This is a genomic window from Roseateles sp., from assembly GCF_039595295.1.
Taxonomy (GTDB): domain Bacteria; phylum Pseudomonadota; class Gammaproteobacteria; order Burkholderiales; family Burkholderiaceae_C; genus Roseateles.
The window spans coordinates 37,955-64,694 of record NZ_JBCNLU010000014.1 but is presented as its reverse complement, the minus strand read 5'-3'; the positions used below and the strand labels follow the sequence as shown (position 1 = coordinate 64,694).

Genomic DNA, 26,740 nt, shown 5'->3' with positions numbered 1-26,740 from the left:
AGGCTCAGCGCATCGCCGCGTCAGCGCGCCGACGCTCCTCCGCCGATCGTCCGATTCCGCCCCGCCAGCGCCCCGCACACGCCCATCACCACGGACAACGCGGCCGCGCCCAGCAGCACGCCGGTCCAGCTGCCGATGGCGTCATGCAGCCATCCGGCGGCGGACGGCCCGCCCGCCGCGAGCAGATAGCCCACGCACTGCGCCATGCCCGACAACGCCGCCGCCTGTTGCGGGCTCGCGCTGCGCATTCCCATGAAGATCAGCGCCAGCACGAAGGTCCCGCCCGAGGCGAAGCCGAACATCACCGCCCACAGCGTCGCCATCGCGGGCCACAGCGCGAAGCCGAGCAAGCCCACACCGAGCAGCGCGCTCAACAGCGCCGCGATCAGCTTCTGATCCTTCATGCGCGCGATGAGCGGGCCGAGGAACAGCCCCGGCACCGAGGTCGCCAGCTGCATCACGCCGTGCAGCGAGCCCGCCGCCGTCGCGGACAGTCCCGCCGAGGTCAGGATGGTCGGCAGCCAGGCGATGACGATGTAGTACAGCAGCGAGTTGGTGCCGATGAACAGCGTGACCTGCCACGCGATGGCCGATCGCCACACCGGTCCGCCATGCGGCGGCGAGGCCGTGCCCGGCGCGGGCGCGCTGCGCTGCGAGAGCTGCCGGCTCCACACCAGCGCGGCCAGCACCGGCAGCACGACCGCCATGCCCAGCGCGATGCGCCAGCCCGCCTGCGCCGCGACCGGCACGGCGGCCACCGACATCAGCGCGGCGCTCACGCCCATGGTCAGCGCGCAGGCGCCGGTGATGGCGGGCACGCGGGACGGGAAGTCGCGCTTGACCAGGCTGGGCAGCAGCACGTTGCCGATCGCGATGCCCACGCCGATCACCGCCGTTCCCACATACAGGCACCACGCCAGACCCGCCGACCGCAGCAGCACCCCGCCCGCGATCAGCAGCAGCGACGCGAAGAGCGAGCGCTCCAGCCCGTACTCCCGCGCGAAGAGCGCCGCGAAGGGCGACACGATGCCGAAGGCCAGCAGCGGCAGCGTGGTCAGCAGGCCGGCCTCGGCGGGCGACAGCGCAAAGGCCTCGCGCAGTTGGCCCAGTACCGGCGCGACGCCGGTGATCGGGCCGCGGAAGTTGGTGGCGACCAGCAGCAGGCCGATGAGCAGCAGGGCCGTGCCGCCGGCATGCGAGGTGGCGTGCACCGTCGCCATGGGCGCGGTGGGCGCGGTGGGCGAGGGACGGGATCGGTCGGCGAGGTTCGAGCTCACGGCGCGGCTCCGGGAGGTGGTGATGGGGATTGAAAGTTACCGGGACGCGCGCCGGCTGAATTCAGATAATCCGACTTCCTATCGCTGAATCCGGCCAAGATGCAGAAGACCCCGCGACCGCGTCAGCTCGACACCGTGCTGGCGGGCTTCGACGAGCGCCATGTGCGCAGCCTGGTCGCGGGCTGGCGCCTGGATGCCGGTCAGCAGAAGAGCGAGGTGCCGGTGCATTCGCACCGTCTGGGTCAACTGGTGTTCGCGGCCAGCGGCGGCGTCACCTGCGAGGCGCCCGATGCGGTGTGGATCGCGCCGCCGCTACGCGCGATCTGGATCCCGTCGCAGACGCCGCACAGCGTGCGCGCCACGGCCAATGCGCAGCTCTGTTATCTCTTCGTCCAACCGGGGGCGGTGCGGCTGCCCGAGCGCTGCTGCACGCTGGAGCTCTCACCGTTGGTGCGGGAGCTGATCCTGGACATGGCCGAGCAAGCGTGGGAGTACGAGTCCGACGGCCCCGTCGGCCGCAAGGCGCTGGTGCTGCTGGACGAGCTGGCGCGGATGAAGGTCGAGGGGCTGCATGTGCCGACCTCGGAGGATCCGCGGATGCGGCGCATCGCGACGATGCTCGCGGAGGATCCGTCGGATCGGCGCACGCTGGCGGCGTGGGGCGGGCTGGTCGCGATGAGCGAGCGCTCCCTGGCGCGGCTGGTCCAGCGCGAGACCGGTTTGTCCTTCGGGCGCTGGCGGCAGCAGCTGCATCTGGTGACCGCGATGCGGCTGCTCGCGGACGGCGCGTCGGTGCAGCGCGTGTCGGAGCGGCTGGGCTACGAGTCGGTGACGGCCTTCATCACCATGTTCAAGAAGGCCGTGGGCAAGCCGCCGGCGCGCTTCTTCGCGGACCTGGCCGCGACGCGCTGAGCACACGGAACCCGCCGCGTTGAGCCCCTCGCCCGCTTGCGGGAGAGGGGTTGGGGTGAGGGCCGTCGCACACCAGAGCCTGCAGCTTGGTCAGTCCAACCAGTCGTTCAACAGCTCCGGCGGACGGGCGATGAGCGCGCGCTCGCCGCTGACGACGATGGGGCGTTGCAGCAGCTTCGGCCGCTCCGCCACGGCGCTCAGCAACTGCTCGTCACTGAGCGAGGCGTCCGCCAGCCCCAGCTCGCGATAGTCGTCCTCCCCCTCCCGTAGCATCGCGCGGACCGGGCCGCCGAGCTTGACCTGCAGCGCTTGCAGCTCCGCCAGCGTCAGCGGCGTGGCCAGGTACTCCACCACCTCGGGCTCGATGCCGCGCGCCTGCAGCAGCGCGAGTGCCTCGCGGGACTTGGAGCAGCGGGGGTTGTGCAAGATCGTCATGTTCATGGACGGGCAGTGTAGAGAGTCCGCCCTGGGCGAGCCTCGCGCTGGTGCGCGCCGCGCGCCCCTGGTGCTACGGGCTTTCCATGACGACCGTGCCTGACCCGCTCGCTAGCATCCACGCTCTTGTTTCAGTCCAGGATGGAGAGTCGCCATGGCCGGCACCACCGACCCGGATGCCGGCGCCGCGGCCCGCATCGCTCCCTCGCTCCCGCGTGCCGCCGCCGCCGACGCGTATTCCCACATCCACGCCGCCTTCCGCTGGCAGGTCCCCGATCGGCTCAGCATCGCCGAACTCTGCTGCGGCCGCTGGGCCCGAGAGACGCCCGAGGCCCCCGCCATCCTCTTCGACAGCGACAGCGGGTGCCGCGCCCAGTACAGCTTCGGCCAACTGCAACGCGCCGCCAACCGGCTGTCCAACGCGCTCAAGCGCCTCGGCGTCGAGGCCGGCGACCGCGTCGCCCTCGTGCTGCCGCAGCGCTTCGAGACCGCGGCCGCGCACATCGCGATCAACCAGCTCGGCGCCGTCGCGATGCCGCTGTCCATGCTCTTCGGCCCCGAGGCGCTGGAGTACCGCCTCAACGACAGCCAGGCCTGCCTGGCCATCGTCGACGGCGGAGCGCTCGACGCCGTCCGCGCCGTACGCGCGCAGTGCCAGGCCTTGCGTCATGTGCTCGTCGTCGGCGCGTCCGAGCCCCGAGAGGGCGAGTCCGATTGGGTCGGCGCGCTGCAGTCCGAGGACGCCCGCTTCACCGCCCGCGACAACGCGGCCGACGATCCGGCCATCCTGATCTACACCAGCGGCACGACCGGCGCGCCCAAAGGGGCCTTGCTGCCGCAGCGCGCGCTGCTCGGCAACCTGACCGGCTTCATCGCCAGCCAGGACTGGTTCGGCTTCGATCCGCACGATCCCGCCAAGCCCAGCGACGCGATCTTCTGGACGCCCGCCGACTGGGCCTGGACCGGCGGCCTGATGGACGGCCTGCTGCCGGTGCTCAGCTTCGGGCGGCCCATCCTGGGCTACCAGGGGCGCTTCTCGCCGGAGAAGGCCTTCGAGCTGATGCAGCAGTACCGCATCACCCACACCTTCCTGTTCCCGACGGCGCTCAAGGCCATGATGAAGGCCATCCCGCATCCGGCCGAGCGCTACCAGCTCCAGCTGCGCGCGCTGATGAGCGCCGGCGAGGCCGTGGGCGACGCGGTCTTCGACTGGGTCCAGCAGGAGCTGGGCATCACCGTCAACGAGATGTTCGGCCAGACCGAGATGAACTACGTCGTCGGCAATTGCCAGCGCCTGTGGCCGGCGCGGCCGGGCAGCATGGGCCGTGCCTATCCGGGCCATCGCGTCGCGGTGGTCGACGATCAGGGTCAGGTCTGTCCGGTGGGGGAGGTCGGCGAGATCGCCGTCCACCGCCGCGACGGGCATGGGGACCTCGATCCCATCTTCTTCCTCGGCTACTGGCGCAACGAGGCCGCGACTGCGGCCAAGTTCACCGGAGACCCGATGAACAGCTGGTGCCGGACTGGCGACCTCGCGCGGGCCGATGAGGACGGCTATCTCTGGTACGAGGGCCGCTCGGACGACCAATTCAAGGTCGCGGGCTACCGCATCGGACCGGGCGAGATCGAGAACTGCCTGGTCAGGCACGAGGCCGTCGCCAATGCGGCGGTCGTGCCCAAGCCCGATGCCGAGCGCGGCGCGCTGGTGAAGGCCTTCATCGTGCTCGCGCCCGGACGGCAGCCGAGCGCGCAGCTCACCGCCGAGCTGCAGGCCTTCGTGCGGGAGCGGCTCGCGCCCTACGAGTATCCGAAGGAGATCGAGTTCCTCGAGAGCCTGCCGATGACGACCACCGGCAAGCTGCAGCGCCGCGTGCTGCGGCAGCTGGAGGCGGATCGCGCCGCGGGACGCGCGGCCTGATCCGCCGGATCGCGATCCCGTCGGCGATCAGCTCGGCCGCGTCTTGCGCAGCAGCACCCACAGCTTGGTGTTGCTGCCCGCGGGCGTCGTCAGGCGCGCGGCGTCAGGCCACTGCTCTTGGCCGGTGAGGGTGGTGCAGGGACGCGAGGGCTTGTCCTTGGGCGTGCCCGATTCGCGGATCTTGGGATCGGCCGGCAGGTCCAGGCGCAGGCGCTGACCGCCCTCGGGCCATTCCAGTGCCCATTGCGGCTGGTCGCTGCACATGATCACGCCGTCGACCTGCGGGAACAGCCAGCGCAGGTACCAGGGCAGCAGCTCGCCGCGCAGGCGCTGACCGACGGTGACGATGCGGCGCACCGTGTTCATGTCCAGCTGCTCCGGCGGCGTGGCGATGTCGATGCTCAGCTGGATGCCCATGGACTTGGGCGGCGTGTTGCTGCCGAGCTCCATGGTCTTGGCCTTGGCCTCCGGGAAGGTCGGCAGGTCGAAGCGGCCCTTCTCGTCGATGGGGATGGGGATGTACTCCTCGTCGCTCATCAGCGCGAGCTTGGTACCAGGGGCCGGCGGCTTGTCGCGTTCCTTCGTGTCGTTGAGCTGGAAGCGCGTCACGAACAGGCCTTCGCCCTCGGTGCGCAGCTTGCTGAGCACCTCGTTGAGCGTCTTGTAGGGCATGAAGGTGCCGCGCTTCATGTCGGTCTGCACCGTGGGCAATGCGGTCGCGGTTGAGCCCGGACCCGATGCGGCATCGGCGCTGGCGGCTGTCGTCGTGACGGCGGTCGCGGCGGGTTCGGCTGCATACGCCGGCATCGCGGTCAATGCGGAGATCGTGGCCAGCGCGGTCGCGGCGGCAAGCACCGCGGCGGTGCGCCGCAGGACCGGGATCGAAGGAGCGGAATGGCCCGTCGGGGCCAGGTCTTGCCGGAACGGTGGTCGCGCGTCGGTAGTCACTTCTTGATCTCTCCCTGAGGTCCTGTCGGTGCCGCCGTCGCGGGTTCGCGCGGACGGTCCGACGGTGAACGGCGCCGCGTCTCGCGCGGTTGACCGGTGTGATGATTCGATGTCGTGTCGTGTCGTGTCGTGCCGTGTCGCGGTGGGGCGGCTCAGCGCCGGCACTTGCCGCGGGCCTCGGCCAGCAGCAGGAAGGGTGCGCTCAGCAACCCCATGCCGGCGCCGGCGAACTCGCCCTTGAGGCAGTCGGTGGTCGCGCCCTTCATGATTTCCTTGCCCAGCTTCGCGGAGGCCTCGACCCGCTCCGGCGCCTGGCTGGCCTGATCCATGCGCTCGGCGAGCAGCGGCTGGCCCTGCGTGCCCTGACGCAGCGCGCGCTGCGTGGCGGCGCCATACATGAGATCGCGGCCAGTCGGTCCGGAGGCCGATGGCGCGGGCGAGGTCGCGATCTGCGACTGCGACGTCTGCTGCGGCGTCGGGAGGACGAGCGTGGATCGTGGCTCGGTGGGCGGTGCCTCGTCAGGCACCACCGTCCTGTCAGCTGTGATCGATGGAGTGGCTGCAACCCGTGGCAGAGGCGTGACCGCTTCGTTCTCACGCGGGCGCGTGCGACCGAACGTGCCAGGACTTGCCTTGGCGAGCGCCGCGCCGCGCGGCTCGGCGCGCGGGGCGCTGTCCTTCGTCAGAGGCGGCAACTGGATCGTGATCATGCGCATCGTCGAGCGATGCTGCGCGTCATGATGCGGGGTGCCGCGATGCCAGGAGCTCTGCAACCAGAACGCCAGCAGCACATGCAGCGCGACAACCGCGAGGACGATCGCGCCACGACCGCGTCGCGGCGCGTTGCCGAAGGCCAGGTCATCGCTCGTCATCGGCGCCTCCCGCGTCGTCATCGCCGGGCTCCCAGGCGAGCAGGTCCCCCGGCTGGCATTGCAGCACCGCGCAGATGCGCGACAGCGTGTCGAAGCGCACGCCACGCACCTTGCCGGACTTGAGCAGCGAGAGATTGGCCTCGGTGATGCCGATGGCCTCGGCCAGCTCTTTCGAGCGCATCTTGCGCTGCGCGAGCATCACGTCGAGTCGGACGACGATGGGCATGGGGCGAGGGTCTTCGTGCGGTGAGCGGTGGGGCGATGCAGCGGTGGTCGAGGTCGCGTCGAGTTCAGATGAACTCGGCGTTCTCCTGCGCCATGCGATGGGCTTCCCGCATCACCGCGGCGATCGCTGTCAGCACGAGTCCGAGCAGCAGCACGACGTAATGCGTGCTGCCGAGGTGGAAGGCAAGCACGCGCTGCCCCGGCGGATTGCCCAGCGTGAGCGCGAGGACGGTCGCCGTGTCGGTCAGGGGCATCGCCAGCGCCATCAACGTCACCGACTGGCCGATGCGCCGCAGGTGGCGTGAAGCGGCATCGGAGAAGAACTCGCCGCGCAGGTAGCCGCCGAAGAGCCGCCACAGGCTGAGCAGCGCGAAGAGCGTGAGCAGTGTGAACGGCAGATTCGCCACCAGGGCCCAGGCGCGCGAGACGGCGTCGAACTGCATTGCGGTGTCGGACATGCTGCTCTTGCTCATGCTGCGCTCGACCCAGGCGGCGTCGGTCCAGAACACCGCGTGAAAGCCCACCAGGGCGACCATCGCGATCAGGGCCATCGCACGCACGCAATGCGCGATCCAGCGGATGCGCTGCAGGCCGGCGGGCAGCGCGGCGCGCGGCGGGACGGAAGAGGAGGCGTCGTTCATGTTCGCGTCGACCTGAATCGGTCTTACCGTGGATCGGCAAGAAATTACTGTAAAACAATAATTTCAGGCTGGCAACGACGTGAGAGGTAAAGCGAAGGCGCGCCAGCGCACGAAGGCCCCGCGCGCTCATGCAAACTGCCCGCCTGCCGCGCCCGGTTGTCGAGGGCGAGCGCCTCACATGGAGAACAAGATGGAACGCGTCACCCTCGGCCAATCCGACCTGTCGGTGAGCCGCATCGGCCTGGGCACGATGACCTTCGGCGAGCAGGTCGACGAGGCCGGCAGCCAGGTGATGCTGGATCGTGCGGTCGCCGCCGGCATCAACCTGCTGGACATCGCCGAGATGTACCCCGTCCCCGCGCGCGCGGCGACCTTCGGCGTGACCGAGGAGATCATCGGCCGCTGGCTGCAAGCTCGCCCCGGCCTGCGGAAGCAACTGGTCATCGCGACCAAGGTCTCCGGCCCGCTGCGCGGCTACGACTGGATCCGCGACGCCAGCCCCGATCTGACGGCCGCCGAGATCGTGCAGTCCTGCGAAGCCAGCCTGCGCCGGCTGCAGATCGACACCATCGACCTGTATCAGATCCACTGGCCGTCGCGGCAGGTGCCGATGTTCGGCGCGGTCTATTTCGATCCGTCCAAGGACCGCCGCGTCGCGTCCATGCATGAGCAGCTCGAAGCGATGGGCCAGCTGCAGCGCGCCGGCAAGATCCGCCACGTCGGCCTGTCCAACGAGACCGCCTACGGCGTCGGCGAGTTCGTCCACCTGGCCGCGCAGCACGGCCTGCCGCGCATCGCGTCCGTGCAGAACCCCTACAGCCTGGTGAACCGCATCGTCGAGAACGGCCTCGATGAGGCGCTGTATCGGCATCAGGTGGGCTTGCTGGCGTATTCGCCGCTGGGCTTCGGCGTGCTGAGCGGCAAGTACGACGCGCATGGCATCGACGACCCCGCCAAGCCGGGTCGGCTGGCGATCTTCGAGGGCATGAAGAAGCAGCGCTGGGCGCGCCCCGAGACGCTGGCCGCCGCGCGCCGCTACAGCGCGCTGGCGGCGGAGCTGGGCATCAGCCCGTCCTCGCTGGCCATTGCCTGGGTCGCGTCGCGCTGGCAGACCGCGAGCACCCTGATCGGCGTGACCAGCGCGGCGCAGCTGGACGAGGACATTGCCGCGCTCGACCTCAAGCTCGATCCCGAAACGCTGGCCCGCATCGACCGCATCCGCTGGGAGATCCGCGACCCGGCGCAGTGACGCCCGCCAAGCGCGCGTCGAGCGCCCGCCGAGCGCAAGCTCGTACAAGCGCGCGGCCCCGGGTCGCGCGGAGAATCCCTCCCCATGAGCAAGAAATCCGCGCATGTCAGCGAGACCCCGGCGACCCAGGTGCTGCGTCAGCACCGGGTCGCCTTCGGTGAGCACGTCTACGACTACGTCGACCACGGCGGCACCGGCGAGTCCTCCAAGCAGCTGGGCGTGGCCGAGCACGAGGTCGTCAAGACGCTGGTGATGCAGGACGAGAAAGCGCAGCCGCTGATCGTGCTGATGCACGGGGACTGCACCGTCAGCCTGAAGGAGCTCGCGCGGCAGATCCCCTGCAAGAAGGTCGAGCCCTGCAAGCCCGACGTCGCGCAGCGGCACAGCGGCTACCTGGTGGGCGGCACCTCCCCGTTCGGGACGCGCAAGGCTATGCCGGTGTTCGTCGAAGCGACGATCCTGGAGCTGCCGCGCATCCTCATCAACGGCGGCCGACGCGGCTATCTGGTCAGCCTCGAACCCCGGGTTTTGACGGAGCTGCTCGAGGCCCGCCCGGTCCGGTGCGCGCTGAAGTCCGGGGCAGAATAGCGCCCCATGCAAGACACCCTGTTCCTCGTCCTGGCCGTGCTGGCCGGGTATCTGATCGGCTCGCTGTCGTTCGCGGTGATCGTCAGCCGGCTGATGGGCCTGTCCGATCCGCGCAGCTACGGCAGCGGCAATCCGGGCGCCACCAATGTGCTGCGCTCCGGCAACAAGGCCGCGGCCATCCTGACCCTGGTCTTCGACGCGCTCAAGGGCGTGATCCCCGTGCTGCTGGTGCAGAAGTACGGCCCCGCCCATGGGCTGGAAGAGGGCAGCGCCGCGCTCGCCGGTCTGGCCGCCTTCATCGGCCACCTGTACCCGGTGTTCTTCCGCTTCCAGGGCGGCAAGGGCGTCGCCACCGCGGCCGGCGTGCTGCTGGCCATCAACCCCTGGCTGGGCCTGGGCGTGTTGGCCGTCTGGATCGCGATGGCGGTGGTGTTCCGCTACTCGTCGCTGGCCTCTCTGACCGCCGCGGTCGCCGCGCCGCTGTTGCAGATGCTGATCTGGGGCGTGGGGCCGGAGCTGCCCGCCATCGCCCTGATGAGCCTGCTGCTGATCTGGCGCCATGCGGCCAACATCAAGAAGCTGATGGCCGGCACGGAAAGCAAGCTCGGCCAGAAGGCCGCGCCAGCGCCCGCAGCCGCGGCGGCGAAGTCGCACCGCCACGAGCAGTCCCGCGAACGTGAGCGCGAGCACAAGCACAAGCATTCCCACAAACCCAAGCATCACAGCAAATGAGCAACATCGAACGCTTCGACGTCGGCCCCCGTCTGTCCGAGATGGCCGTGCACAACGGCGTGGTCTACCTCGCCGGCCAGGTGCCTGACGACGCCACCGCCGACGTCAAGGGCCAGACCGAACAGGTCCTGGGCATGATCGACAAGCTGCTGGCCCGCGCCGGCAGCGACAAGACCAAGATCCTGCGCGCGCAGCTGTACATCGCCGACGTGGCCGATCTGGCGGGCATGAACGCCGCCTGGGACGCCTGGGTCCCGGCCGGCCACACGCCCCCCCGCGCCACCGTCGAGGCCAAGCTGGCCAAGCCGGAATGGAAGATCGAGATCGTGATCACCGCCGCGGTCTGATCCGCGACGCCCCATGAAGAACGCCGGCAGCTGCCGGCGTTTTTTCTTGTCGCGTCGCCGACCTCACTCGTCGGCTTCGGCGTCCTGCAGCTCCAGGCCGAGACAGGCCGGATCGCCGCAGCCGCGCCGCACCAGCACCGGCGGGTCCTCGGTCATGTCGACCACGGTGGTGGGGGTCATCGCGCAGGCGCCGGCGTCGATGATCAGCTGGATCAGCTTGTCGTAGCGGGCGGTGATCTCGGCCGGGTCGTTGAGCGGCTCATGCTCGCCCGGCGGGATCAGCGTGGTGGCCAGCAGCGGCTGGCCGATCAGGGCCAGCAAATCCTGCGTGACCCGATGGTCCGGGACGCGCAGCCCGATGGTCCGCCGCGAGGGATGCGACAGGCGCCGCGGCACTTCCTTGGTCGCCTCCAGGATGAAGGTGAAGGGGCCCGGCGTGGCCAGCTTGATCATCCGGTACTGCTTGTTGTCCACGCGCGCATAGCTGCCCAGCTCGCTGAGGTCGCGGCACAGCAGCGTCATGTGGTGCTTGTCGTCGACGCCCCGGATGCGGCGCAGCGCCTCGGCCGCGGACTTGTTGTCCAGCTGGCACACGAGGGCGTAGCTGGAGTCGGTCGGGATGGCGCCGATGCCGCCCTGGGCCAGGATCTGCGCTGCCTGGCGCAGGAAGCGGGCCTGCGGGTTGTCGGGATGGACTTCGAAGGTTTGGGCCATGGTCCTCGCGTTGGGCAATCGGCGTGCACGCCGGGCGGCTCGCGCCGCGATGGGTTCGGATCGCCGGGATCAGTCCGGCCAGTGGATGCGATGCTCGAGCGCGTTCCAGACGGGGTTGAGTTTGCCCGAGAGGTGCTCGTCCAGCTTGCCGACGTCCACGCGGCTTTCCTCCGGACTGTGGAAGTCCGAGCCCCGCGAGGCCAGCAGATCGAATTCCTGCGCCGTCGCCGTGTACTGGACCGCGTCCGCGGCGGTGTGGCTGCCGGTGACCACCTCGATGCCCCGGCCGCCATGGGCCATGAACTCGGTGATCAACGCGTATTCCTCGGTGGGCGTGAAGCCGTAGCGGCCCGGATGCGCGATGACGGCGATGCCGCCGGCGCCGGTGATCCAGCTCACCGCATCGCGCAGCGCCGCCCAGCGGTGCGCCACGAAACCGGGCTTGCCCTCGGTCAGGAAGCGGCGGAAGACCTCGGGCACGTCGCTGCAATGGCCGGACTCGACCAGGAAGCGCGCGAAGTGGGTGCGCGAGATCAGTTCCGGATTGCCCGCGTACTTGAGCGCGCCCTCATAGGCGCCGTGGATGCCGACCTTGGCCAGCCCCTCGGACATTTCCTTGGCGCGCGCGCCGCGGCCGCCGCGCGTCGCGCGCAGGCCCTCGACGATGCGCGGGTCGTGGTGGTCGAAGCCCAGTCCGACGATGTGCACCACCTTGCCGGCGAAGGTGACCGAGATCTCCACGCCCGTCAGATACGGGAGCCCGATCTTGCGGGCGGCGTCCAGCGCCCGCTGCTGGCCGCCGACCTCGTCGTGGTCGGTCAGGGCCCAGAGCTCCACGCCGTTGGCCTTGGCGCGCTCGGCCAGCGCCTCGGGCGCGAGCGTCCCGTCGGACACGGTCGAGTGACAGTGCAGGTCCGCATTGGTCTGCGGATGCAGGCTGGGGCGGGGTGTCGCGGGCAGCGCGGCGGACAGAGAGGTGTTCACGCGGTCGATTCTAGGAGCGACGCCATGACCGCGCCGGCGCCGCAGGATCGTTCGTGTCAGGAGGCCGTGATGGGCGCGCTCAGGCCGCCTTCGCGGCCGGCGGGGCCGCCCGGAGTTCCTCGGGCGGTGCCTCGGCCTGCGTTTCGGCGGAGGCGGGCGCGCCGCGTCGGCGGTCGACGAAGTAGCGGCTGGGGCCGGTGCCGCACTTGGCGACGTGCTTGGGCTCGGCCAGCGCGGCGGACAGCGCTCGCACGCTGTCGAACGCGCCCGGCTGCACCTGGATCACGCCCGCGCTCAGCGTCGGCAGCGGATTGAAGGATTCCTGGTTCTGGCGATTGAGCGTCACGTAGCCGCCCAGCGCCTGGTGCTCCGACGAGAAGAAGGGGCGGATCTGGCGGTCGAACTCGCGGCAGACGCGGGTGATGCGGGCGGTCCAGTCGGGCGAGCCCAGCACCATCACGAAGTCGTCGCCGCCGATGTGGCCGACGAAGTCCAGTTCGGGATCGGCGGCGGTCTGCAGGATCTGCGCGCAGAGCTTGATGATGTCGTCGCCCGCGGCGTAGCCGTAGACGTCGTTGAAGGGCTTGAAGTGGTCGATGTCCCAGGCCACGACGACGAACTCGCGGCCCTCGTGCAGCAGCGCGTCCAGGTGCTGGTCGGTGGGCACGTTGCCGGGCAGCAGGGTCAGCGGATTGGCGTAGCGCGCGCTGTGCACCTGCAGGTCGGACACCGCCTTGAGCAGGTCGGTGCTGCGGCCGGTGCCGAAGTACTCGCCGTTGCGGGTCACGATGAAGCCGTCGACCATGAGCCGGTCGTCCAGGCTGGCGATGGCCTCGCTCATCTCGCGCAGCGGGGTGCCGGCGTCGAAGATCAGCGGATGCGGATCCATCAGCGCGGTGCAGGGGCGCTTCTCATGGATGTCCATGAAGTAGCGCTCGGCGCTGCGCTTGAGCACCTGCAGCGAGCGCAGGATGCCGATGGGGCGGTTGCTGTCGTCCAGCACCGGCATGGAGAACAGCTGCTCGTCGCGCTGGAACATGTCGGCGACGGTCTGGCAGTTGAGCTTGGGCGTGACGGTGTGGCTGCGGCGCGCGAGCTGCGCGGCCGTGGTGATGGCGTCCGGCGGCAGGCGCACCCAGTCGGCATTGCGGCGGCGGTGCTCGGGCGCGAGCAGCGCGTCCACTTCGGCCCGCAGCGCGGCGCGCGGGGCGGCGCTGGGGCGGGCCAGCAGATAGCCCTGGCAGACGGGCACGCCCAGGCGGCGCAGCACGGTCAGGTCGCTGAGCTGCTCCAGGCCTTCGGCCACGACGGTGCAGCCGGAGGTGGCGGCCATCTCCAGGATCGACCGCACGAATTGCTGTTTGAGCGGCTCCTGCGCGATGCCGTCGATGAAGTGGCGATCGATCTTGACGAAGTCCGGCCGGATGTCCATCCAGCGCTTGAGGCTGGCGAAGCCCTCGCCCAGATCGTCCAGCGCGACGACGAAGCCCAGCTCGCGCAGGCTGCGCATGCTGTCCTGCAGGCGCTCGGGCTCGAGGATGGGGCGGGTCTCGGTGAGCTCGATGACGACCCGGGAGGCGGGCAGATCCAGCTGCGCGAACTCGCGGGCGATCAGCGCGCCGCGGTCGCTGGTGGCGAGCAGGGTGTCGGCGGTCAGGTTCAGGAAGAGCTGGCCGGGGAGCTTGAGCTCCTTGAAGCGGCGCAGCGCGCGGCGCACGACCAGGCGTTCGAGCTCGACGAGCCGGCCGGCGCGGGCGGCGGTCTCGAACAGCACCAGCGGCGAATGCAGCGGGGTGTCGGCGGGGCCTCGGGTGAGGGCCTCGTAGCCGAGGATCTGCGCGCGTTCGACCTCGACGAGCGGCTGGAAGTGGATGTCGAGCGACCCGTCGCGAATGATGGCGGACAGGGCGATGCTCAGCGGGTCGGGCGGTTGCAGATGCGTGGTGGGCATGGGGAGTGACCACGGCGATGCCAACAAGGTCGTGGTGTCCCCATTCTGGGCGGCCTCTATGTCATCGCTTTGACAAAGAGTTACAGCATGACCCCCGCGTGAAAAAGCACCGTCGACCGCGGGTCAGCGAGGGGGTCAGGGCTTGCCTGTCGACGCGTGCTGCATCGACTCCCTCTACGGACAGTGTCCCTGCGGGAAGCGCTGTGCCTGGACTCCCTCTGCCGCTTTGCGGGAGAGACGCTGTGCCTGGACTCCCTCTCCCGCTTGCGGGAGAGGGCAGGGGAGAGGGTCTTCCTGCAACGATCAGGACTTGCTTTTGCTGAAGTCCCGCTCCGGGAAGAGCCGGGAGGTCAGCTCCCCAAGACTCTCATGCACGACGTCCACGTTCGTCTCGTCGAGCACGATCCGGGCGATCTGCGGGCTGATGGCCTTGCGCAGCAAGCCCAGGAAGCGCGGCGCGGCGACGATGCGCAGCGCGGTCACCTCGCCGTTGTTGTAGCCGTCGTCCAGCGTCTTGGCGACGCGGGCGGCGAAGCTGATGGCTTCCTGATGGAGTTCGTCCACGCCGGCGGAGGAGACCACCGAGTTGCCGCGACGGCCTTCGGCGTCGCGGCGCAGGTCGGCCTTGTCGGCATGGGCGGCGGCGTCGGTCAGCGTGGTGACGTCCTCGAGGTCGCCGCCTTCCTCGGGCAGGCGCAGCAGGCGCGCCACGCCTTCGTCGGCGACCAGGACCCAGAGCTTTCCGTCATCTTTGTAGGCAGGCATCGTGATTCCTTTCGATTGAGCGGCCGTGAGGCCGAGTCGTGTCGAAAGGAGGGCGGCAATCGTCATGCCTTGCTGGTGGGCTCAGGGCTCGCTGCCTGCACAGGCCCTCACCCCAACCCCTCTCCCACTTCATGGGAGAGGGGCAACACGCGCCGGGCACTGTCGGAGCCCCTCGCCCGCTTGCGGGAGAGGGGTTGGGGTGAGGGCCGTGGAAGGCAGCGAGCGCCGTCGTTTTAGCTTTCGCCGCCCCCGCCCCTCAATCCGCCATCGCCTCCACCACCATCTGCACCCGCTGCTGCCCCTGGTACTCGTCCAAGCTCAACCGATAAGCCAGCGTCACCTGCTCCGGCAACTGCTCGGTCCGACCAAACCAGATCGCATCCCGCAGCATCGCCCCCTGCCTCAACCGCAGCTTCAAATGCCGCTCCCCGACCAGCCGCTGGTGCACCACCTGCACCCGATCGCAGAACAGCGGCGCCTCGAAAGCCTGCCCCCACACCTGCGACTCCAGTTCCTGCACCGTCTCCGGACAAAACGCCTCCGGCGGCAAGGGCCCGTCGGTCCTCAGCGTCCGCGTCAGCGCCGCCTCATCCAGCCACTCGCGCGCCACCTCCTCAAAGGCCGCGGCAAACGCCTCGACCCCGCCGGGCGCCAGCGTGCAACCCGCCGCCATCGCATGCCCGCCGAACTTGCGCAGCAGCTCCGGATGCCGCTTCGAAATCAGATCCAGCGCATCCCGCATATGGAAGCCCGCGATCGATCGCCCCGAGCCCTTGAGCTGTCCATCCGCTCCCTCCGCGAAGACGAACACCGGCCGATGCAGCCGGTCCTTGATGCGCGAGGCGACGATCCCGACCACGCCCTCATGGAAGTCCGCATCGAAGATCGCCAGCGCCGCCGGCGGCTCGCCTTTCAATCGCGGATCCGCCATCAGCCGCTCGAGCAGCGCCAGCGCCTGCTCCTGCATGCCGGCCTCGATCTCGCGGCGCTCGCGGTTGATGCGGTCCAGCTCGCGGCCGAGTTCCAAGGCCTGCGCCTCGTCCTCGGTCGTCAAACAGGTGATCCCCAGCGTCATGTCCTCAAGCCGACCGGCCGCATTGATGCGCGGCCCCAGCGCGAACCCCAGATCGAAGCTGTTGGCGCGCGACGCATCCCGGCCCGCCGCGGTGAACAGCGCCCGCACGCCCGGCTGCATGCGGCCCGCGCGCATACGGCGCACGCCTTGCGCGACCAGCCGCCGGTTGTTGGCGTCGAGCTTGACGACGTCCGCCACCGTGCCCAGCGCAACCAGGTCCAGCAGCCCCGCCAGATTCGGCGGCGGGTTGTCGCCAAAAGCCCCGCGGCGGCGCAGCTCGCCGCGCAGCACCGTCAGCACGTAGAAGGCCACGCCCACGCCGGCCAGGCTCTTGCTCGGGAAGGGGCAGCCCGGTTGATTCGGATTCACCAGCGCGTCGGCATCCGGCACGGTGGGTTGGCCGTCGGCGGTCACCGCGGGGAGGTGGTGATCCGTGACCAGCACCTTCACGCCCAGCGCGCGCGCGAAGGCCACGCCCGCGTGACTGGCGATGCCGTTGTCGACGGTGACCAGCAGCTTGGGCTCGTGCTTGAGCGCGAGCTCCACGATGGTCGGCGTCAGGCCGTAGCCATGGACCGCGCGGTCCGGAACGACATAGCTGACCGTGCCGCGTTTGGCGCCCAGCAGCGTCAGGCCGCGCAGCATCACCGCGCAGGCGGTGGCGCCGTCGCAGTCGTAATCGGCCACGATGCAGATGTTGTCGCCTGCGCTGATCGCATCGGCCAGCAGCTCGCCGGCGCGCGCGATGCCCAGCAGGCCTTGCGGCCCCTCGGGCGGCAGCAGGTGCTTGAGATCAGGATCGAGCTCATCGCCGCTGAGCACGCCGCGCGCGGCGAAAAGCCGCGACAGCAGCGGCGAGAAGCCGGCCTGCTCCAGCGCGAAGGCGGGATCGGGCGGGACGTCCCGGACCAGGATGCGGGGACCGGTGCTCACAGGACCTCCAGGGCGGCGGGGACCGAGGCGGTCGGGGGAGAGAAGCGCTCCTTCAGGCGCTGCCAGCTGCCGGCTGGAACGCGGGTCCAGCTGCGGGCGATGCGCTCGCCGCTGAGCGTCAAGCGGACCGGCTCGCCCTGCTGCGCGGCACGCAGCGCGGCGGCGACGGGACCTTGGTCCAGCACCTTCCAGGCCTCGCTCCAGCGGTAGAGATCGCCCGTCATCTGAGGACCGCGCAGGCGGTCGTCGACGATCAGGTCCGCCGGCAGCTCGCCGCCGCGATCGCGGCCGCAGCCGCTGAGCCAGGCGGCGTTCAGCGGCCGCAGACCGCGCGCCTCGCGGGCCTGGTTGAGCGGGTGCTCGTGCAGGACCATCTGCATCTCGTGCAGCAAGGTGCGCAGGCGGCGCGCGGTCGGCATCCAGGTCTCGATGCCGCGATTCAGGATCCGATCGGGACTGGCCGCCGCGAGCCCGTCGAGGTCGTCATGCGCGACGGCCCATTCGTTCGTCGCGAGCCACGCGGTGCGCCAGCCTTCGGCGGCGGGGAACACCGTCTGCGCGAGCAGGTCCAGGAAGGCGCGCGATTCGGCCTCGTCCAGGTCCAGCGTCGAGGGGTCCATCGCGGTCACGCCCTCGGTGCCGATGGCGAAGTGCACCGGGGTCAGCAGGGCCCAGGCGGCGGTGTCGGGGGACTGGCCGGCGGCACGCAGGCGCCAGGCGGCGAGGGGCGGGTGGTCGTCGGCGACGCCGCGCAGGCGCGCCAGGAAGAGCTCGTGCGGCGGGCAGGGCGTGTGCTCGTCGCCGTCGCCCGCGTGGCCGCCGACGTCGGCGCCGGTCGGGGTCAGCAGCCCCAGCAGGCGGCCGAGGGCGGGCAGTTCCAGCTCGCGCAGGGCGGCCTCGAAATGAGGGTCCAGCGAGCCGGCATGGGGAATCATCAGGTGCATGGGTGAGATTATCGACGCACCCCTTTGAGAAACCCGGTCATCAAGCTTTCATCCGCGGCGCGCAACCTGTGGGGCCATGCTGACCGACACCCTCATGGCCGCCGCAATCTCCAACGATCCGCCCGTGGCCGAGGCGGAAGACGGCGGCTCGCTGCGGGTCAGGACGGTGTGGATCTCCGATCTGCACCTGGGCACGCCCGGCTGCCAGGCCAAGGCCCTGCTGGAGTTCCTTCGCGAAGTGGAGTGCGAGCAGCTCTTCCTGGTCGGCGACATCGTCGACGGCTGGCAGCTGCGCCGCAGCTGGTACTGGCCGCAAGCCCACAACGACGTGGTGCAGAAGCTGCTGCGCAAGGCGCGCAAGGGCTGCCGCGTCATCTACGTGCCGGGCAACCACGACGAATTCGCGCGCAAGTATCTGCAGCACAGCTTCGGCGGCATCGAGGTGGCGCAGGAGTGGATCCACGAGACCGCCGACGGCCGCAAGCTCTGGGTCACCCATGGCGATCTCTTCGACGGCGTCATCCAGCATGCCAAGTGGCTGGCCTACCTCGGCGACAGCGCCTATGAATTCACCCTCAAGCTCAACCGCCATCTCAACTCGCTGCGGGCGCGCCTGGGGCTGCCGTACTGGAGCCTGAGCAAGTACCTCAAGCTCAAGGTCAAGCGGGCGGTCTCCTTCATCGGTGAATTCGAAGAGGCGCTGGCGCGCGAGGCCCGCAAGCGCGGCGTGCAGGGCGTGGTCTGCGGCCACATCCACCATGCCGAGCTGCGCGACATCGACGGCATCCTCTACGCCAATGACGGCGACTGGGTGGAGAGCCTCACCGCGCTGGTCGAGCATCCGGACGGGCATCTGGAGATCCTCGATTGGGCCGAGCGCCAGCGCGCTCAAGCCGCCGACGCCCAGGCCGCCGTGGCCGCGGCGATGCGCGCGCCGGCCTGAGCGGATGGCCCCTCGAAGGGGCGAGAGGCGTTGCCTGCAATGACCCGTTCGGGGGTCATGGAGCTGTCATGACAGCTTCATAGAATGAGTTCATGACTTTGCCCGACGTTCAGCTGCTCAATCGCGAGAACGCGATCCTCGAGTTCAACCGCCGCGTCCTGGCCCAGGCCCAGCGCACCGATGTCCCCCTGCTGGAGCGTCTGCGCTACATCTGCATCGTGTCCAGCAACCTCGACGAGTTCTTCGAGGTGCGCTTCGCCGACATGCTGGACGCGCAGCGCGATGGCAGCGGTCTGGTCACCCCGCGCGACGTCGAGCGCGTCGGCCGCGCCGCCCACGACCTGATCGATCTGCAGTACGGGATCTTCAACGACCAGGTGATGCCGGCGCTGCACGAGCACAACATCCAGATCCTGAACCACGCCGATCGCAACGAGGAGATCCGCACCTGGGTCGGTCGCTTCTTCGAGCGCGAGGTGCGGCCGCTGCTGGTGCCGGTCGGGCTGGATCCCGCGCATCCGTTCCCGCAGGTCGCCAACAAGTCGCTGCACTTCATCGCGCGGCTGTCGGGCAAGGACGCGCTGGGCCGCGACAACCGCATCGCCATCGTGAAGGTGCCGCGGGTGCTGCCGCGCGTCATCAAGGTGCCGGCGGCCATCAGCGGCGGCAAGCAGAGCTTTGTGCTGCTGACCAGCGTGATCCGCGCGCATCTGGAAGAGCTCTTCCCTGGCCGGCATGTGGAGGCCTTCTCCCAGTTCCGCGTCACGCGGGACTCGGACCTGGAGGTGGACGAGGAAGAGATCGCCAATCTGCGCCATGCGCTGCGCTCGGGCCTGACGACACGTCACTTCGGCCGCGCGGTGCGGCTGGAGGTGGTGAACACCTGCCCGGAGGAGCTGTCGCGCTTCCTGCTGGAGCAATTCGATCTGCCGGAGGCGGCGCTGTATCGTGTCAACGGGCCGGTGAACCTGGTGCGCCTGAACGAGCTCATCGACCAGACCGACGCCGACGATCTGCGCTTCCTGCCCTATGAACCGAGCTGGCCCAAGGGCCGGCTGCCGCGCGGCAAGTCCATCCTGGACAAACTGCGGACCAAGGGCGACGTGATGCTGCATCACCCGTTCGAGAGCTTCGACCCGGTCGTGCAGATGCTGCGCGAGGCGGTGGAGGATCCGGACGTGCTGGCGATCAAGCAGACCATCTACCGGACCGGCAGCGAGTCGGTGCTGGCGGATCTGCTGATCGAGGCGGCGCGCCGCGGCAAGGAAGTGCTGGCGGTGGTGGAGCTCAAGGCCCGCTTCGACGAGGAGGCCAACATCAACTGGGCCGAGCGGCTGGAGGCCGTCGGCGCGCAGGTGGTGTATGGGATCGTCGGCTTGAAGACGCATGCGAAGCTGCTGCTGGTCACGCGCCGCGAGGGCGGCAAGCTGCGTCGCTATGGGCATCTGTCGACGGGCAACTACAACCCCAAGACCGCGCGCTTCTATACCGACCTGGGCTATCTGACGGCGGATGCGGATCTGACGGCGGACATGGATCTGGTGTTCCGCCAACTGGCATCGCTGTCCAAGTTCAAGGCGCCGAAGAAGCTGTTGCTGGCGCCGTTCAACCTGCACAAGACCATGTGCGAGCTGCTCGCCCAAGTCGAGGCGGCGGCCAAGCGGGGTGAGCCGGCGCGGGCGGTCGTGAAGATGAATGCGCTGACGGATGCGGAGCTGATCAATGGCTTGATCCGGGCCGGGCAGGCGGGCGCGAAGATCGATCTGATCGTGCGCGGCGCTTGCATGCTGCCGCCGGGATTGCCGGGCGTGACGGACAACATCCTGGTGCGATCGGTGGTGGGGCGCTTCCTGGAGCACTCGCGGATCTTCTATTTCCGCTGGGGGCAGGGGGATGAGCAGGAGGCGCTGTATCTGTCGAGCGCGGATTGGATGAGCCGGAACATGCTGCGCCGGATCGAGGTCGCGTGGCCGGTGACGGATCCGAAGCTGCGCCAGCGCGTCTTCGATGAGGGGCTGACGCCGTATCTGCACGACACGCTGGACTCGTGGCAGCTGGGGCCGGATGGGACGTCGCAGCGGATTGGGAATGAAGCCAGGCTGGATGCGATCAGCGCGCAGCAGGCGCTGATGCGGATGTATCGGGACGAGTGAAGAGGCTGAGGCCTCAATCGTCCAGCGCCAGCTGAATCCGTCCCAGCTTCGACCACGCCTCCAGTTCTTCCTTCAACAGGAAGTGCGCCCGCGGATGTCCGTCCGCCCAGCCCTTGCGGAGCTCGATGGTGACCTGATCCCCATCCCGACGGAGCTTCATCGCCGACGCGTCGACCGCCGACCTCGCATGGCACTTGATCGCCGCCAAGCGCAGCGACAGCAGTTGCCAGACGACGGACTCGTCCTGCAGCTGTTCCTCCAGCTTCCTCAGCCCCCCGCGCTGCCCCAGCGCCAGATCCCCCAGCCTGCGCAGCTGGTTCTGCGAGAACCCCGGCGCGTCCACGTGCGAGAGCAGATACGCGCTGTGCCGATGGTGATCGTGATGCGACACCATCATCCCGATCTCATGCAGCGCCGCGGCCCATCCGAGCTCCCGGCGATGTTCCTCTTCCGCCTTGGGCGACAGCTGCGCATGCAGGCGCTGCGCGATCTGCTGCACCCGATTGGCCTGATCGCGATCCACCGCGAAGCGGCGTTGCAGCTCCGCCACCGACTGCTCCCGCATGTCGCGCGCGCCGCCCAGCAGTTGCGGATCCAGCCGCTCGGCCAGATCGAAGATGACGCCCTGACGCAGCGCGCCCTTGGCCGGATAGAGCCAGTCGATGTCGAAATGGGTGAGCAGCGTGTACAGGATGCACAGCCCGCCGCCGACAACCGCGCGGCGGTCTTCCTTCAGCCCGGCCAGCTTGAGCGTGTCCACGCGTCCGGCGTCCAGGCAGTGCTCGATGCACCAGCGCAGTCCATCCAGCGTGATGCTTCCATCGGCGCTCACCCCGTTGGCCGCGAGGATCTGCGACACCGCGCCCACCGTGCCCGACGAGCCCAGCGCCTGCCGCCAGCGCGGCTGCGCGGTGTGACGCGCGAACTGGTTCATGGCTTCTTCCAGCTCCGCGCCGGCCGCGACCTGCGCCTCGCGGAAGGCTTCGGACGTGAAGCGACCATCGGGGAAGTAGCGCATCGACAGGCTCACGCTGCCGATCTGGAAGGACTCGGCCCGCAGCGGCTGCGGCCCGCGGCCCAGGATCATTTCGGTCGAGCGGCCGCCGATGTCGATCACCAGCCGCGGGTCCTCCGCGGTCTGCATGCGCGCCACGCCGGCGTAGATCAGGCGGGCCTCCTCACGTCCGGAGATGACCTCGATCGGATGCCCCAGCACCTGCTGCGCGCGCGCCAGGAAGGCGTTGCGGTTGCGCGCCTCGCGCAGCGTCTGCGTCGCCACCGCGCGCACCTGCCGCGTGGGCAGGTCGGCCAGCCGGTCGGCGAAGCGCTTGAGGCACTCCAGCCCGCGCTGCGCGGCCTCTTCGGTCAGCATGCTCTGCGCATCCAGCCCCGCGCCCAGTCGCACGGTTTCCTTCAGATAGTCGATGCGCCGATATTGGCCGTGCTGCAGCTGGGCGATCTCGAGCCGGAAACTGTTGGAGCCCATGTCGATGGCGGCCAGGATCGTGGGAGCGTGCGCTTGATTCATGGGGCCGATTGTCGGCGCGTTTGGTGTCGTTCCGAGCCCCGAATCGGTGTCATCGTGCTGTCATCCGAAGGCGTTGGGGCCGCGCTCGGACCGGGCGGGCGCCTCGCCCGGACACCCGGCGACACCTGACCCTAGAATCGTCCGCGCCCGATCCGGAATCCATTCACAGGAGCCGCAGATGACGAAAGCCGATCTTTCGACCACGACCGCGACCGAGGTCCCCACCGCCACCGATGCCGGGGGAGCCGACGTGGCCGAGGCCGCCCGCGCCGACATCGACAGCCTGACCCCCGGCCGCGGCTTCAGCCGGCGGGCCTTCGTCGGCACCGCGGTGGGCAGCGGCTTCGCCGCCGCCGTGATGCCGGTCACCGCGCAGACCATCACCACGGACACGCAGGGCCTGGACGCCGGCCCGGTGAGCATCGAGTCCGGCGATTTCAAGGTGCCGGCCTACGTGGCTCAGCCCGCCGGCAAGAAGAACGCACCGGTGGTGCTGGTGATCAGCGAGATCTTCGGCGTGCACGAGCACATCGCGGACGTCGCGCGGCGTTTCGCCAAGCTGGGCTATCTGGCGATCGCGCCGGATCTGTTCGCGCGCCAGGGCGACGCCAAGGCGATCAGCGACATCGCCAAGCTGCAGGCGGAGATCATCAGCAAGACGCCTGATGCGCAGGTCATGGCCGATCTGGATGCCACCGTCGCCTGGGCGAAATCCCATGGTGGGAACACCGCCAGGCTGGCGATCACCGGCTTCTGCTGGGGCGGCCGCATCGTGTGGCTGTACGCGGCGCACAGCAAGGCGGTGAAGGTCGGCGTGGCTTGGTATGGGCGGTTGCAGGGGCAGACCAATGCGATGACGCCGAAGCATCCCATCGATGTGGTCGGGCAGTTGCATGCGCCGGTGCTGGGCTTGTATGGCGGGCAGGATGGGGGGATCCCGGTGGCCAGCGTCGCGGCCATGCAGGAGGCGCTCAAGACCGGGAGCCCGGCGGCCAAGTCAAGTGAGTTTGTGGTCTATCCGGACGTGGGGCATGCGTTCCATGCCGACTATCGGCCCAGCTATCGGGCGGCCGCGGCCAAGGATGGCTGGGAGCGGTGCCAGGCGTGGTTCAAGCAACACGGGGTCTGATCCGCCTCTCGCCCGAGGCGTCAGGGTTCATCGCGCCGCTCCGTCAATCGCCCCGGGACGGGTCCCCCAGGGGTGGCCCTCCAGGGGGAGGGGCTTGACGACTCTGAGACAATTTTGAGGTCACCCATCCGGCGCACCCCTCGCGGTGCGCCTTTTTCATCCATGACCCTGACCTACATCCTGTTGGTGACCTTCGCCGGCGGCCTGGCCTCCGTGACCATCGCGGCGATGCTGACCGTCGGCCTGCTGAGCCGGATCGTCAAGCATCTGGTGAGCCTGTCCACCGGCGTGCTGCTGTCGACCGCGCTGCTGCATGTGCTGCCCGAAGCCTTCGAGAGCGGCGCCGATCCGCACCACCTCTTCCTGGCGCTGTTGGCGGGTCTGATGTTCTTCTTCCTGCTGGAGAAGGCCGAGCTCTACCGCCACACCCACCATCACGAGGGGGACGGCCACCATCACCATCACCACTTCGACCGCGAACAGGCGGGCCGGGGCGGTCTGTCGGTGCTGGTGGGGGATTCGATCCACAACTTCTGCGACGGCATCATCATCGCCGCCGCCTTCCTGGCCGATCACCACCTCGGATGGGTGACGGCGATGGCCATCATCGCCCACGAGATTCCCCAGGAGGTCGGCGACTACATCGTGCTGCTGAACGCCGGCTTCTCGCGCCGCAAGGCGCTGTTCTTCAACGCGGTGTCGGGCATGGCCGCGGTGGTGGGCGGCCTGGTCGGCTACTTCATCGTCGGCCCCTGGCAGCAGCTCTTCCCCTTCCTGCTGGTGGCGGCGTCGAGCAGCTTCGTCTACGTGTCGGTGGCCGACCTGATCCCGCAGCTGCAACGCCGGCTGCCGTGGAAGGACACGGTGCTGCAACTGCTGTGGCTGGGCGTGGGCATCGGCTTCGTGCTGCTGGTCATCGGCGGCAAGCACGTGCATTGAGACGGAGCGCGGCCCGCGCTTCGCGGGCCGCGCCTCAGGCGATCACGGGGACGCCGCCTGGTCGCCGTGCACGACCAGCACCGGGAAGGCGCAGTGCGTCAGCACCTTCTGCGTCTCGCTGCCCAGCAGCAGGGCCTGCAGCCCGCGCCGGCCGTGCGTGGCCATCACCAGCAGGTCGGCCTCGACGCGCTTGGCGTGCTCGATGATGGCTTCCCAAGCGTGCAGCGCCTCGACGCTGTGGGCCTGGATCTCCAGCCCCTCGGCCCGCGCCTTGGTCAGCACCTGCGCCAGGCGCTCCTGGGCGATGCGCTCCTGCGCGTCGAAGAACTCCTGCGGCGGGGTCGGCTGCATCTCCGACACGGCGCTGTAGGGGAAGGGCTCCTTCACGCTGATGGCGAAGAGCTTCGCGTTGTGGAACTTCGCGAGCTGGATGGCCGTGTCGACCGCCTTGGCGGTGATGTCGGAGCCGTCGGTCGGGATCAGGATGCGTTGGAACATGGCGAGCCTCCTTTGCGGACGATGGGTCGCTGGGTGGACCTGATGCCCCAGGCGATCGTCGTGCCTGGGGTCAGGGCTTGCCGTCGCAGTCTGACCTCGTCATGGTGCTCCCGCCATGCGCAAAGTCAATACGGGCGCGCCACGGGACCGCCACGGGGCCTCAACCCTTGGCCAGCGGGAGGCGCGGATTGGCGCTCCATTCGCTCCACGAGCCGGCGTAGAGCCGGCTGCCGGCGAGCCCCGCATGGTGCATCGCCAGCAGGTTGTGGCAGGCGGTGACGCCCGAGCCGCATTGGTGCACCGTCTCGTCCGCCGGCAGCGCGCCCAGCACCGCGGCGAATTCCTCGCGCAGCGCCGCGGGCGACTTGAAGCGGCCGTCGGACAGGTTGTCCTTGAAGCAGCGATTCGTCGCGCCGGGGATGTGGCCGGCCTGGGTGTCCAGCGGCTCGACCTCGCCGCGGAAGCGTTCGCCCGCGCGGGCGTCGATCAGCCGGACGCGGCCCAGGCGGGCGAGCAGATCGGCGGCGCTGAGCGGTTCCTCGAGCGGCGCGGCGGTTTGGAACTCGGAGGTCGATGTGGCGGCGACGGGCAAGTCGGTCGAGATCGCGCCGCCCGCCTGCTGCCAGGCCGCCAGACCGCCGTCCAGCACGGCAACCGCTTCGTGGCCCAGCCAGCGCAGCATCCACCAGACGCGCGCGCCGTACATGCCGTCGGCGGCGTCGTAAGCGACGACCTGCCGACCGGGCGACATGCCGAGCTCGCGCAAGCGCGCGGCGAAGGCCTCGCGCTCGGGCAGCGGATGCCGGCCGCGAAAGGCGCCGAAGGCGTCCTGCTTGGCGCCGCTGAGGTCCCGGTCCAGATGCAGATAGAAAGCACCGGGAAGGTGGCCGGCGGCATAGGCGCGCTCGCCGGCCTCGACGTCCGCCAGATCGAAGCGCACGTCCAGGATCAAGGGCGGAGCGGACCCGGCCGCGGGCGAGGGCGACGCGAGCAGCGCCTGGAGTTCCTCGACGGAAATCAGTCCGTCATGACGAGTGCCGTGGCCCGAGCCGTTGCCGTTCATCGCGGGTGTCCTCTTCGATCCGTGTCTTCAGGGTTCAGCGTTGTCGGCCCGCATCAGGATTCGCTGACCGAGTGCTGCGCGTCCTTGGGCGTGTTGCGGGCCCGCAGCAGCGTCGCGCCCAGACCGGCGACGACGATCAGCGCGATGCCGATCCACGAGGCCAACCCCAGCAGGTCGCCGAACAACACCACACCATACAGCGCCGAGAACGCGATGCCCAGGTACTGCAGCGAGGCGTTCACCAGCGGCTTGCCGGTGCCGTAGGCGCGCGTCATCAGCAGCTGGGCCGTCGTGGCCAGCACGCCGACCGCCAGCAGCAGCAGCGCACCCTGCCAAGTATGGCCGTGCCAGCCGCCGTGCGTCGCGACCGTCGTCAGCGCGCCGGCGATCATGCCGCCCATCGAGAAATAGAAAACGACGCGGTACTCGGGCTCCCCCACGCGGCCCAGCGAGGTCACCTGCAGGTAGGCGATCGCCGACAGCATCCCGGACGCCAGTCCGGCCAGCGCATGCCACATCTGCTGTTCCTGCATCGCGGGTTGCAGCACCAGTCCGACGCCCAGGAAGCCCAGCAGCACGGTGACGACCAGCCGAGGGTCGACCTTGGCCGCGCCCATCAGCACCGCGCCGCCGATCAGGAACAGCGCCATCCAGACCGAGGACATGTAGTTCAGCGTCATCGCGGTGGCCAGCGGCAGCTTGCTGATCGCGAAGAACCACAGCGACAGCGCGATGACGCCCGACAGGCTGCGCCAGAAGTGCATCGCCGGCACCGAGGTCTTGAGCGGCAGCCCGCGCGTCTTGGCCATCAGGAAGAGGAAGGTCGTCCCGACCAGGCCGCGATACATGACGATCTCGCCGGCGCCGTAGTAGGCCGAGGCCAACTTGACGCAGACGCCCATGGTGGCGAACAGCAGTGTCGCCAACACCATCAGAAGGGGTGCAGACATGGCGCGGATTCTCGCGCCGTTCCCCCT

The 26,740-nt window shown here is 69.4% G+C and carries 26 protein-coding genes; 10 read left to right on the top strand and 16 right to left on the bottom strand.

What is annotated here, in order from left to right:
• Positions 1–20: 20 nt before the first annotated feature.
• Complete coding sequence (locus ABDW59_RS12715) at positions 21–1,277, bottom strand: MFS transporter (protein WP_343630208.1); 1,257 nt, start codon at positions 1,275–1,277, stop codon at positions 21–23.
• A 99-nt stretch (positions 1,278–1,376) separates the two neighbouring features.
• On the opposite strand from ABDW59_RS12715, the gene ABDW59_RS12710 reads away from it, so the two are divergent.
• Positions 1,377–2,189 carry a helix-turn-helix transcriptional regulator gene (locus ABDW59_RS12710; protein ID WP_343630207.1) on the top strand — a complete coding sequence of 271 codons (813 nt, stop codon included), beginning with the start codon at positions 1,377–1,379 and terminating at the stop codon, positions 2,187–2,189.
• Positions 2,190–2,279: 90 nt separating this feature from the next.
• Here the strand turns inward: ABDW59_RS12710 and arsC are convergent, their stop codons facing one another.
• Positions 2,280–2,630: an arsenate reductase (glutaredoxin) gene (gene arsC / locus ABDW59_RS12705; protein ID WP_343630206.1), complete on the bottom strand. Its 351-nt coding sequence runs from the start codon at positions 2,628–2,630 to the stop codon at positions 2,280–2,282.
• A 148-nt stretch (positions 2,631–2,778) separates the two neighbouring features.
• On the opposite strand from arsC, the gene ABDW59_RS12700 reads away from it, so the two are divergent.
• Positions 2,779–4,542, top strand: coding sequence for an AMP-binding protein (locus tag ABDW59_RS12700; RefSeq protein WP_343630205.1), 1,764 nt, complete (start codon positions 2,779–2,781; stop codon positions 4,540–4,542).
• 27 nt (positions 4,543–4,569) lie between these two features.
• Here the strand turns inward: ABDW59_RS12700 and ABDW59_RS12695 are convergent, their stop codons facing one another.
• From ABDW59_RS12695 to ABDW59_RS12680, 4 genes are all read right to left on the bottom strand, one after another.
• Positions 4,570–5,490: a hypothetical protein gene (locus tag ABDW59_RS12695; protein WP_343630204.1), complete on the bottom strand. Its 921-nt coding sequence runs from the start codon at positions 5,488–5,490 to the stop codon at positions 4,570–4,572.
• A gap of 152 nt (positions 5,491–5,642) precedes the next feature.
• Positions 5,643–6,362, bottom strand: a complete 720-nt coding sequence (locus ABDW59_RS12690) for a hypothetical protein (RefSeq protein WP_343630203.1) — start codon at positions 6,360–6,362, stop codon at positions 5,643–5,645.
• A complete protein-coding gene (locus ABDW59_RS12685) occupies positions 6,349–6,588 on the bottom strand; it encodes a helix-turn-helix transcriptional regulator (protein WP_343630202.1) in 240 nt (79 codons plus the stop codon). Before ABDW59_RS12685 ends, ABDW59_RS12690 begins: the two co-directional genes overlap by 14 nt.
• Before the next feature lie 64 nt (positions 6,589–6,652).
• Positions 6,653–7,228: a DUF2975 domain-containing protein gene (locus tag ABDW59_RS12680; RefSeq protein ID WP_343630201.1), complete on the bottom strand. Its 576-nt coding sequence runs from the start codon at positions 7,226–7,228 to the stop codon at positions 6,653–6,655.
• Positions 7,229–7,418: 190 nt separating this feature from the next.
• Here ABDW59_RS12680 and ABDW59_RS12675 point away from each other — a divergent pair, with 190 nt between their 5' ends.
• From ABDW59_RS12675 to ABDW59_RS12660, 4 genes are all read left to right on the top strand, one after another.
• Positions 7,419–8,477, top strand: coding sequence for an aldo/keto reductase (locus ABDW59_RS12675; RefSeq protein WP_343630200.1), 1,059 nt, complete (start codon positions 7,419–7,421; stop codon positions 8,475–8,477).
• An 84-nt stretch (positions 8,478–8,561) separates the two neighbouring features.
• Positions 8,562–9,065, top strand: a complete 504-nt coding sequence (locus tag ABDW59_RS12670; RefSeq protein WP_343630199.1) for an aminoacyl-tRNA deacylase — start codon at positions 8,562–8,564, stop codon at positions 9,063–9,065.
• Positions 9,066–9,071: 6 nt separating this feature from the next.
• A complete protein-coding gene (gene plsY, locus ABDW59_RS12665) occupies positions 9,072–9,797 on the top strand; it encodes a glycerol-3-phosphate 1-O-acyltransferase PlsY (protein ID WP_343630198.1) in 726 nt (241 codons plus the stop codon).
• Positions 9,794–10,144, top strand: coding sequence for a RidA family protein (locus ABDW59_RS12660; RefSeq protein WP_343630197.1), 351 nt, complete (start codon positions 9,794–9,796; stop codon positions 10,142–10,144). Before plsY ends, ABDW59_RS12660 begins: the two co-directional genes overlap by 4 nt.
• 63 nt (positions 10,145–10,207) lie before the next feature.
• Here ABDW59_RS12660 and ABDW59_RS12655 read toward each other — a convergent pair whose 3' ends face one another.
• From ABDW59_RS12655 to ABDW59_RS12630, 6 genes are all read right to left on the bottom strand, one after another.
• Positions 10,208–10,858, bottom strand: a complete 651-nt coding sequence (locus ABDW59_RS12655; RefSeq protein ID WP_343630196.1) for an L-threonylcarbamoyladenylate synthase — start codon at positions 10,856–10,858, stop codon at positions 10,208–10,210.
• A gap of 69 nt (positions 10,859–10,927) precedes the next feature.
• Positions 10,928–11,794 carry a 3',5'-nucleoside bisphosphate phosphatase gene (locus tag ABDW59_RS12650; RefSeq protein ID WP_343630257.1) on the bottom strand — a complete coding sequence of 289 codons (867 nt, stop codon included), beginning with the start codon at positions 11,792–11,794 and terminating at the stop codon, positions 10,928–10,930.
• A gap of 127 nt (positions 11,795–11,921) precedes the next feature.
• On the bottom strand, positions 11,922–13,793 hold the full coding sequence (locus ABDW59_RS12645) for a bifunctional diguanylate cyclase/phosphodiesterase (protein WP_343630195.1): 1,872 nt from the start codon (positions 13,791–13,793) through the stop codon (positions 11,922–11,924).
• Between the two features lie 303 nt (positions 13,794–14,096).
• Positions 14,097–14,558: a host attachment protein gene (locus ABDW59_RS12640; protein ID WP_343630194.1), complete on the bottom strand. Its 462-nt coding sequence runs from the start codon at positions 14,556–14,558 to the stop codon at positions 14,097–14,099.
• Positions 14,559–14,814: 256 nt separating this feature from the next.
• Positions 14,815–16,566: a single-stranded-DNA-specific exonuclease RecJ gene (recJ, locus tag ABDW59_RS12635; protein ID WP_343630192.1), complete on the bottom strand. Its 1,752-nt coding sequence runs from the start codon at positions 16,564–16,566 to the stop codon at positions 14,815–14,817.
• A complete protein-coding gene (locus ABDW59_RS12630) occupies positions 16,563–17,501 on the bottom strand; it encodes a hypothetical protein (protein WP_343630190.1) in 939 nt (312 codons plus the stop codon). Before ABDW59_RS12630 ends, recJ begins: the two co-directional genes overlap by 4 nt.
• Before the next feature lie 103 nt (positions 17,502–17,604).
• Between ABDW59_RS12630 and ABDW59_RS12625 the strand changes: the two genes are divergently transcribed.
• The gene (locus ABDW59_RS12625) at positions 17,605–18,453 is read left to right on the top strand and encodes a UDP-2,3-diacylglucosamine diphosphatase (RefSeq protein WP_343630256.1); all 849 of its coding nucleotides are present in this window, start codon (positions 17,605–17,607) and stop codon (positions 18,451–18,453) included.
• Positions 18,454–18,545: 92 nt separating this feature from the next.
• The gene (gene ppk1, locus ABDW59_RS12620) at positions 18,546–20,606 is read left to right on the top strand and encodes a polyphosphate kinase 1 (protein WP_343630189.1); all 2,061 of its coding nucleotides are present in this window, start codon (positions 18,546–18,548) and stop codon (positions 20,604–20,606) included.
• Positions 20,607–20,619: 13 nt separating this feature from the next.
• On the opposite strand, the gene ABDW59_RS12615 is transcribed toward ppk1, so the two are convergent.
• Positions 20,620–22,134 carry a Ppx/GppA phosphatase family protein gene (locus tag ABDW59_RS12615; RefSeq protein ID WP_343630188.1) on the bottom strand — a complete coding sequence of 505 codons (1,515 nt, stop codon included), beginning with the start codon at positions 22,132–22,134 and terminating at the stop codon, positions 20,620–20,622.
• Positions 22,135–22,312: 178 nt separating this feature from the next.
• Between ABDW59_RS12615 and ABDW59_RS12610 the strand changes: the two genes are divergently transcribed.
• Positions 22,313–23,263: a dienelactone hydrolase family protein gene (locus tag ABDW59_RS12610; protein ID WP_343630187.1), complete on the top strand. Its 951-nt coding sequence runs from the start codon at positions 22,313–22,315 to the stop codon at positions 23,261–23,263.
• Between the two features lie 162 nt (positions 23,264–23,425).
• The gene (locus ABDW59_RS12605) at positions 23,426–24,202 is read left to right on the top strand and encodes a ZIP family metal transporter (RefSeq protein WP_343630186.1); all 777 of its coding nucleotides are present in this window, start codon (positions 23,426–23,428) and stop codon (positions 24,200–24,202) included.
• 42 nt (positions 24,203–24,244) lie between these two features.
• On the opposite strand, the gene ABDW59_RS12600 is transcribed toward ABDW59_RS12605, so the two are convergent.
• The 3 genes from ABDW59_RS12600 to ABDW59_RS12590 form a co-directional block, all read right to left on the bottom strand.
• Positions 24,245–24,700: a universal stress protein gene (locus ABDW59_RS12600; protein ID WP_343630185.1), complete on the bottom strand. Its 456-nt coding sequence runs from the start codon at positions 24,698–24,700 to the stop codon at positions 24,245–24,247.
• 160 nt (positions 24,701–24,860) lie between these two features.
• Positions 24,861–25,763: a sulfurtransferase gene (locus ABDW59_RS12595; protein ID WP_343630184.1), complete on the bottom strand. Its 903-nt coding sequence runs from the start codon at positions 25,761–25,763 to the stop codon at positions 24,861–24,863.
• Positions 25,764–25,816: 53 nt separating this feature from the next.
• On the bottom strand, positions 25,817–26,713 hold the full coding sequence (locus ABDW59_RS12590) for a DMT family transporter (RefSeq protein ID WP_343630183.1): 897 nt from the start codon (positions 26,711–26,713) through the stop codon (positions 25,817–25,819).
• Between the last annotated feature and the right edge of the window lie 27 nt (positions 26,714–26,740).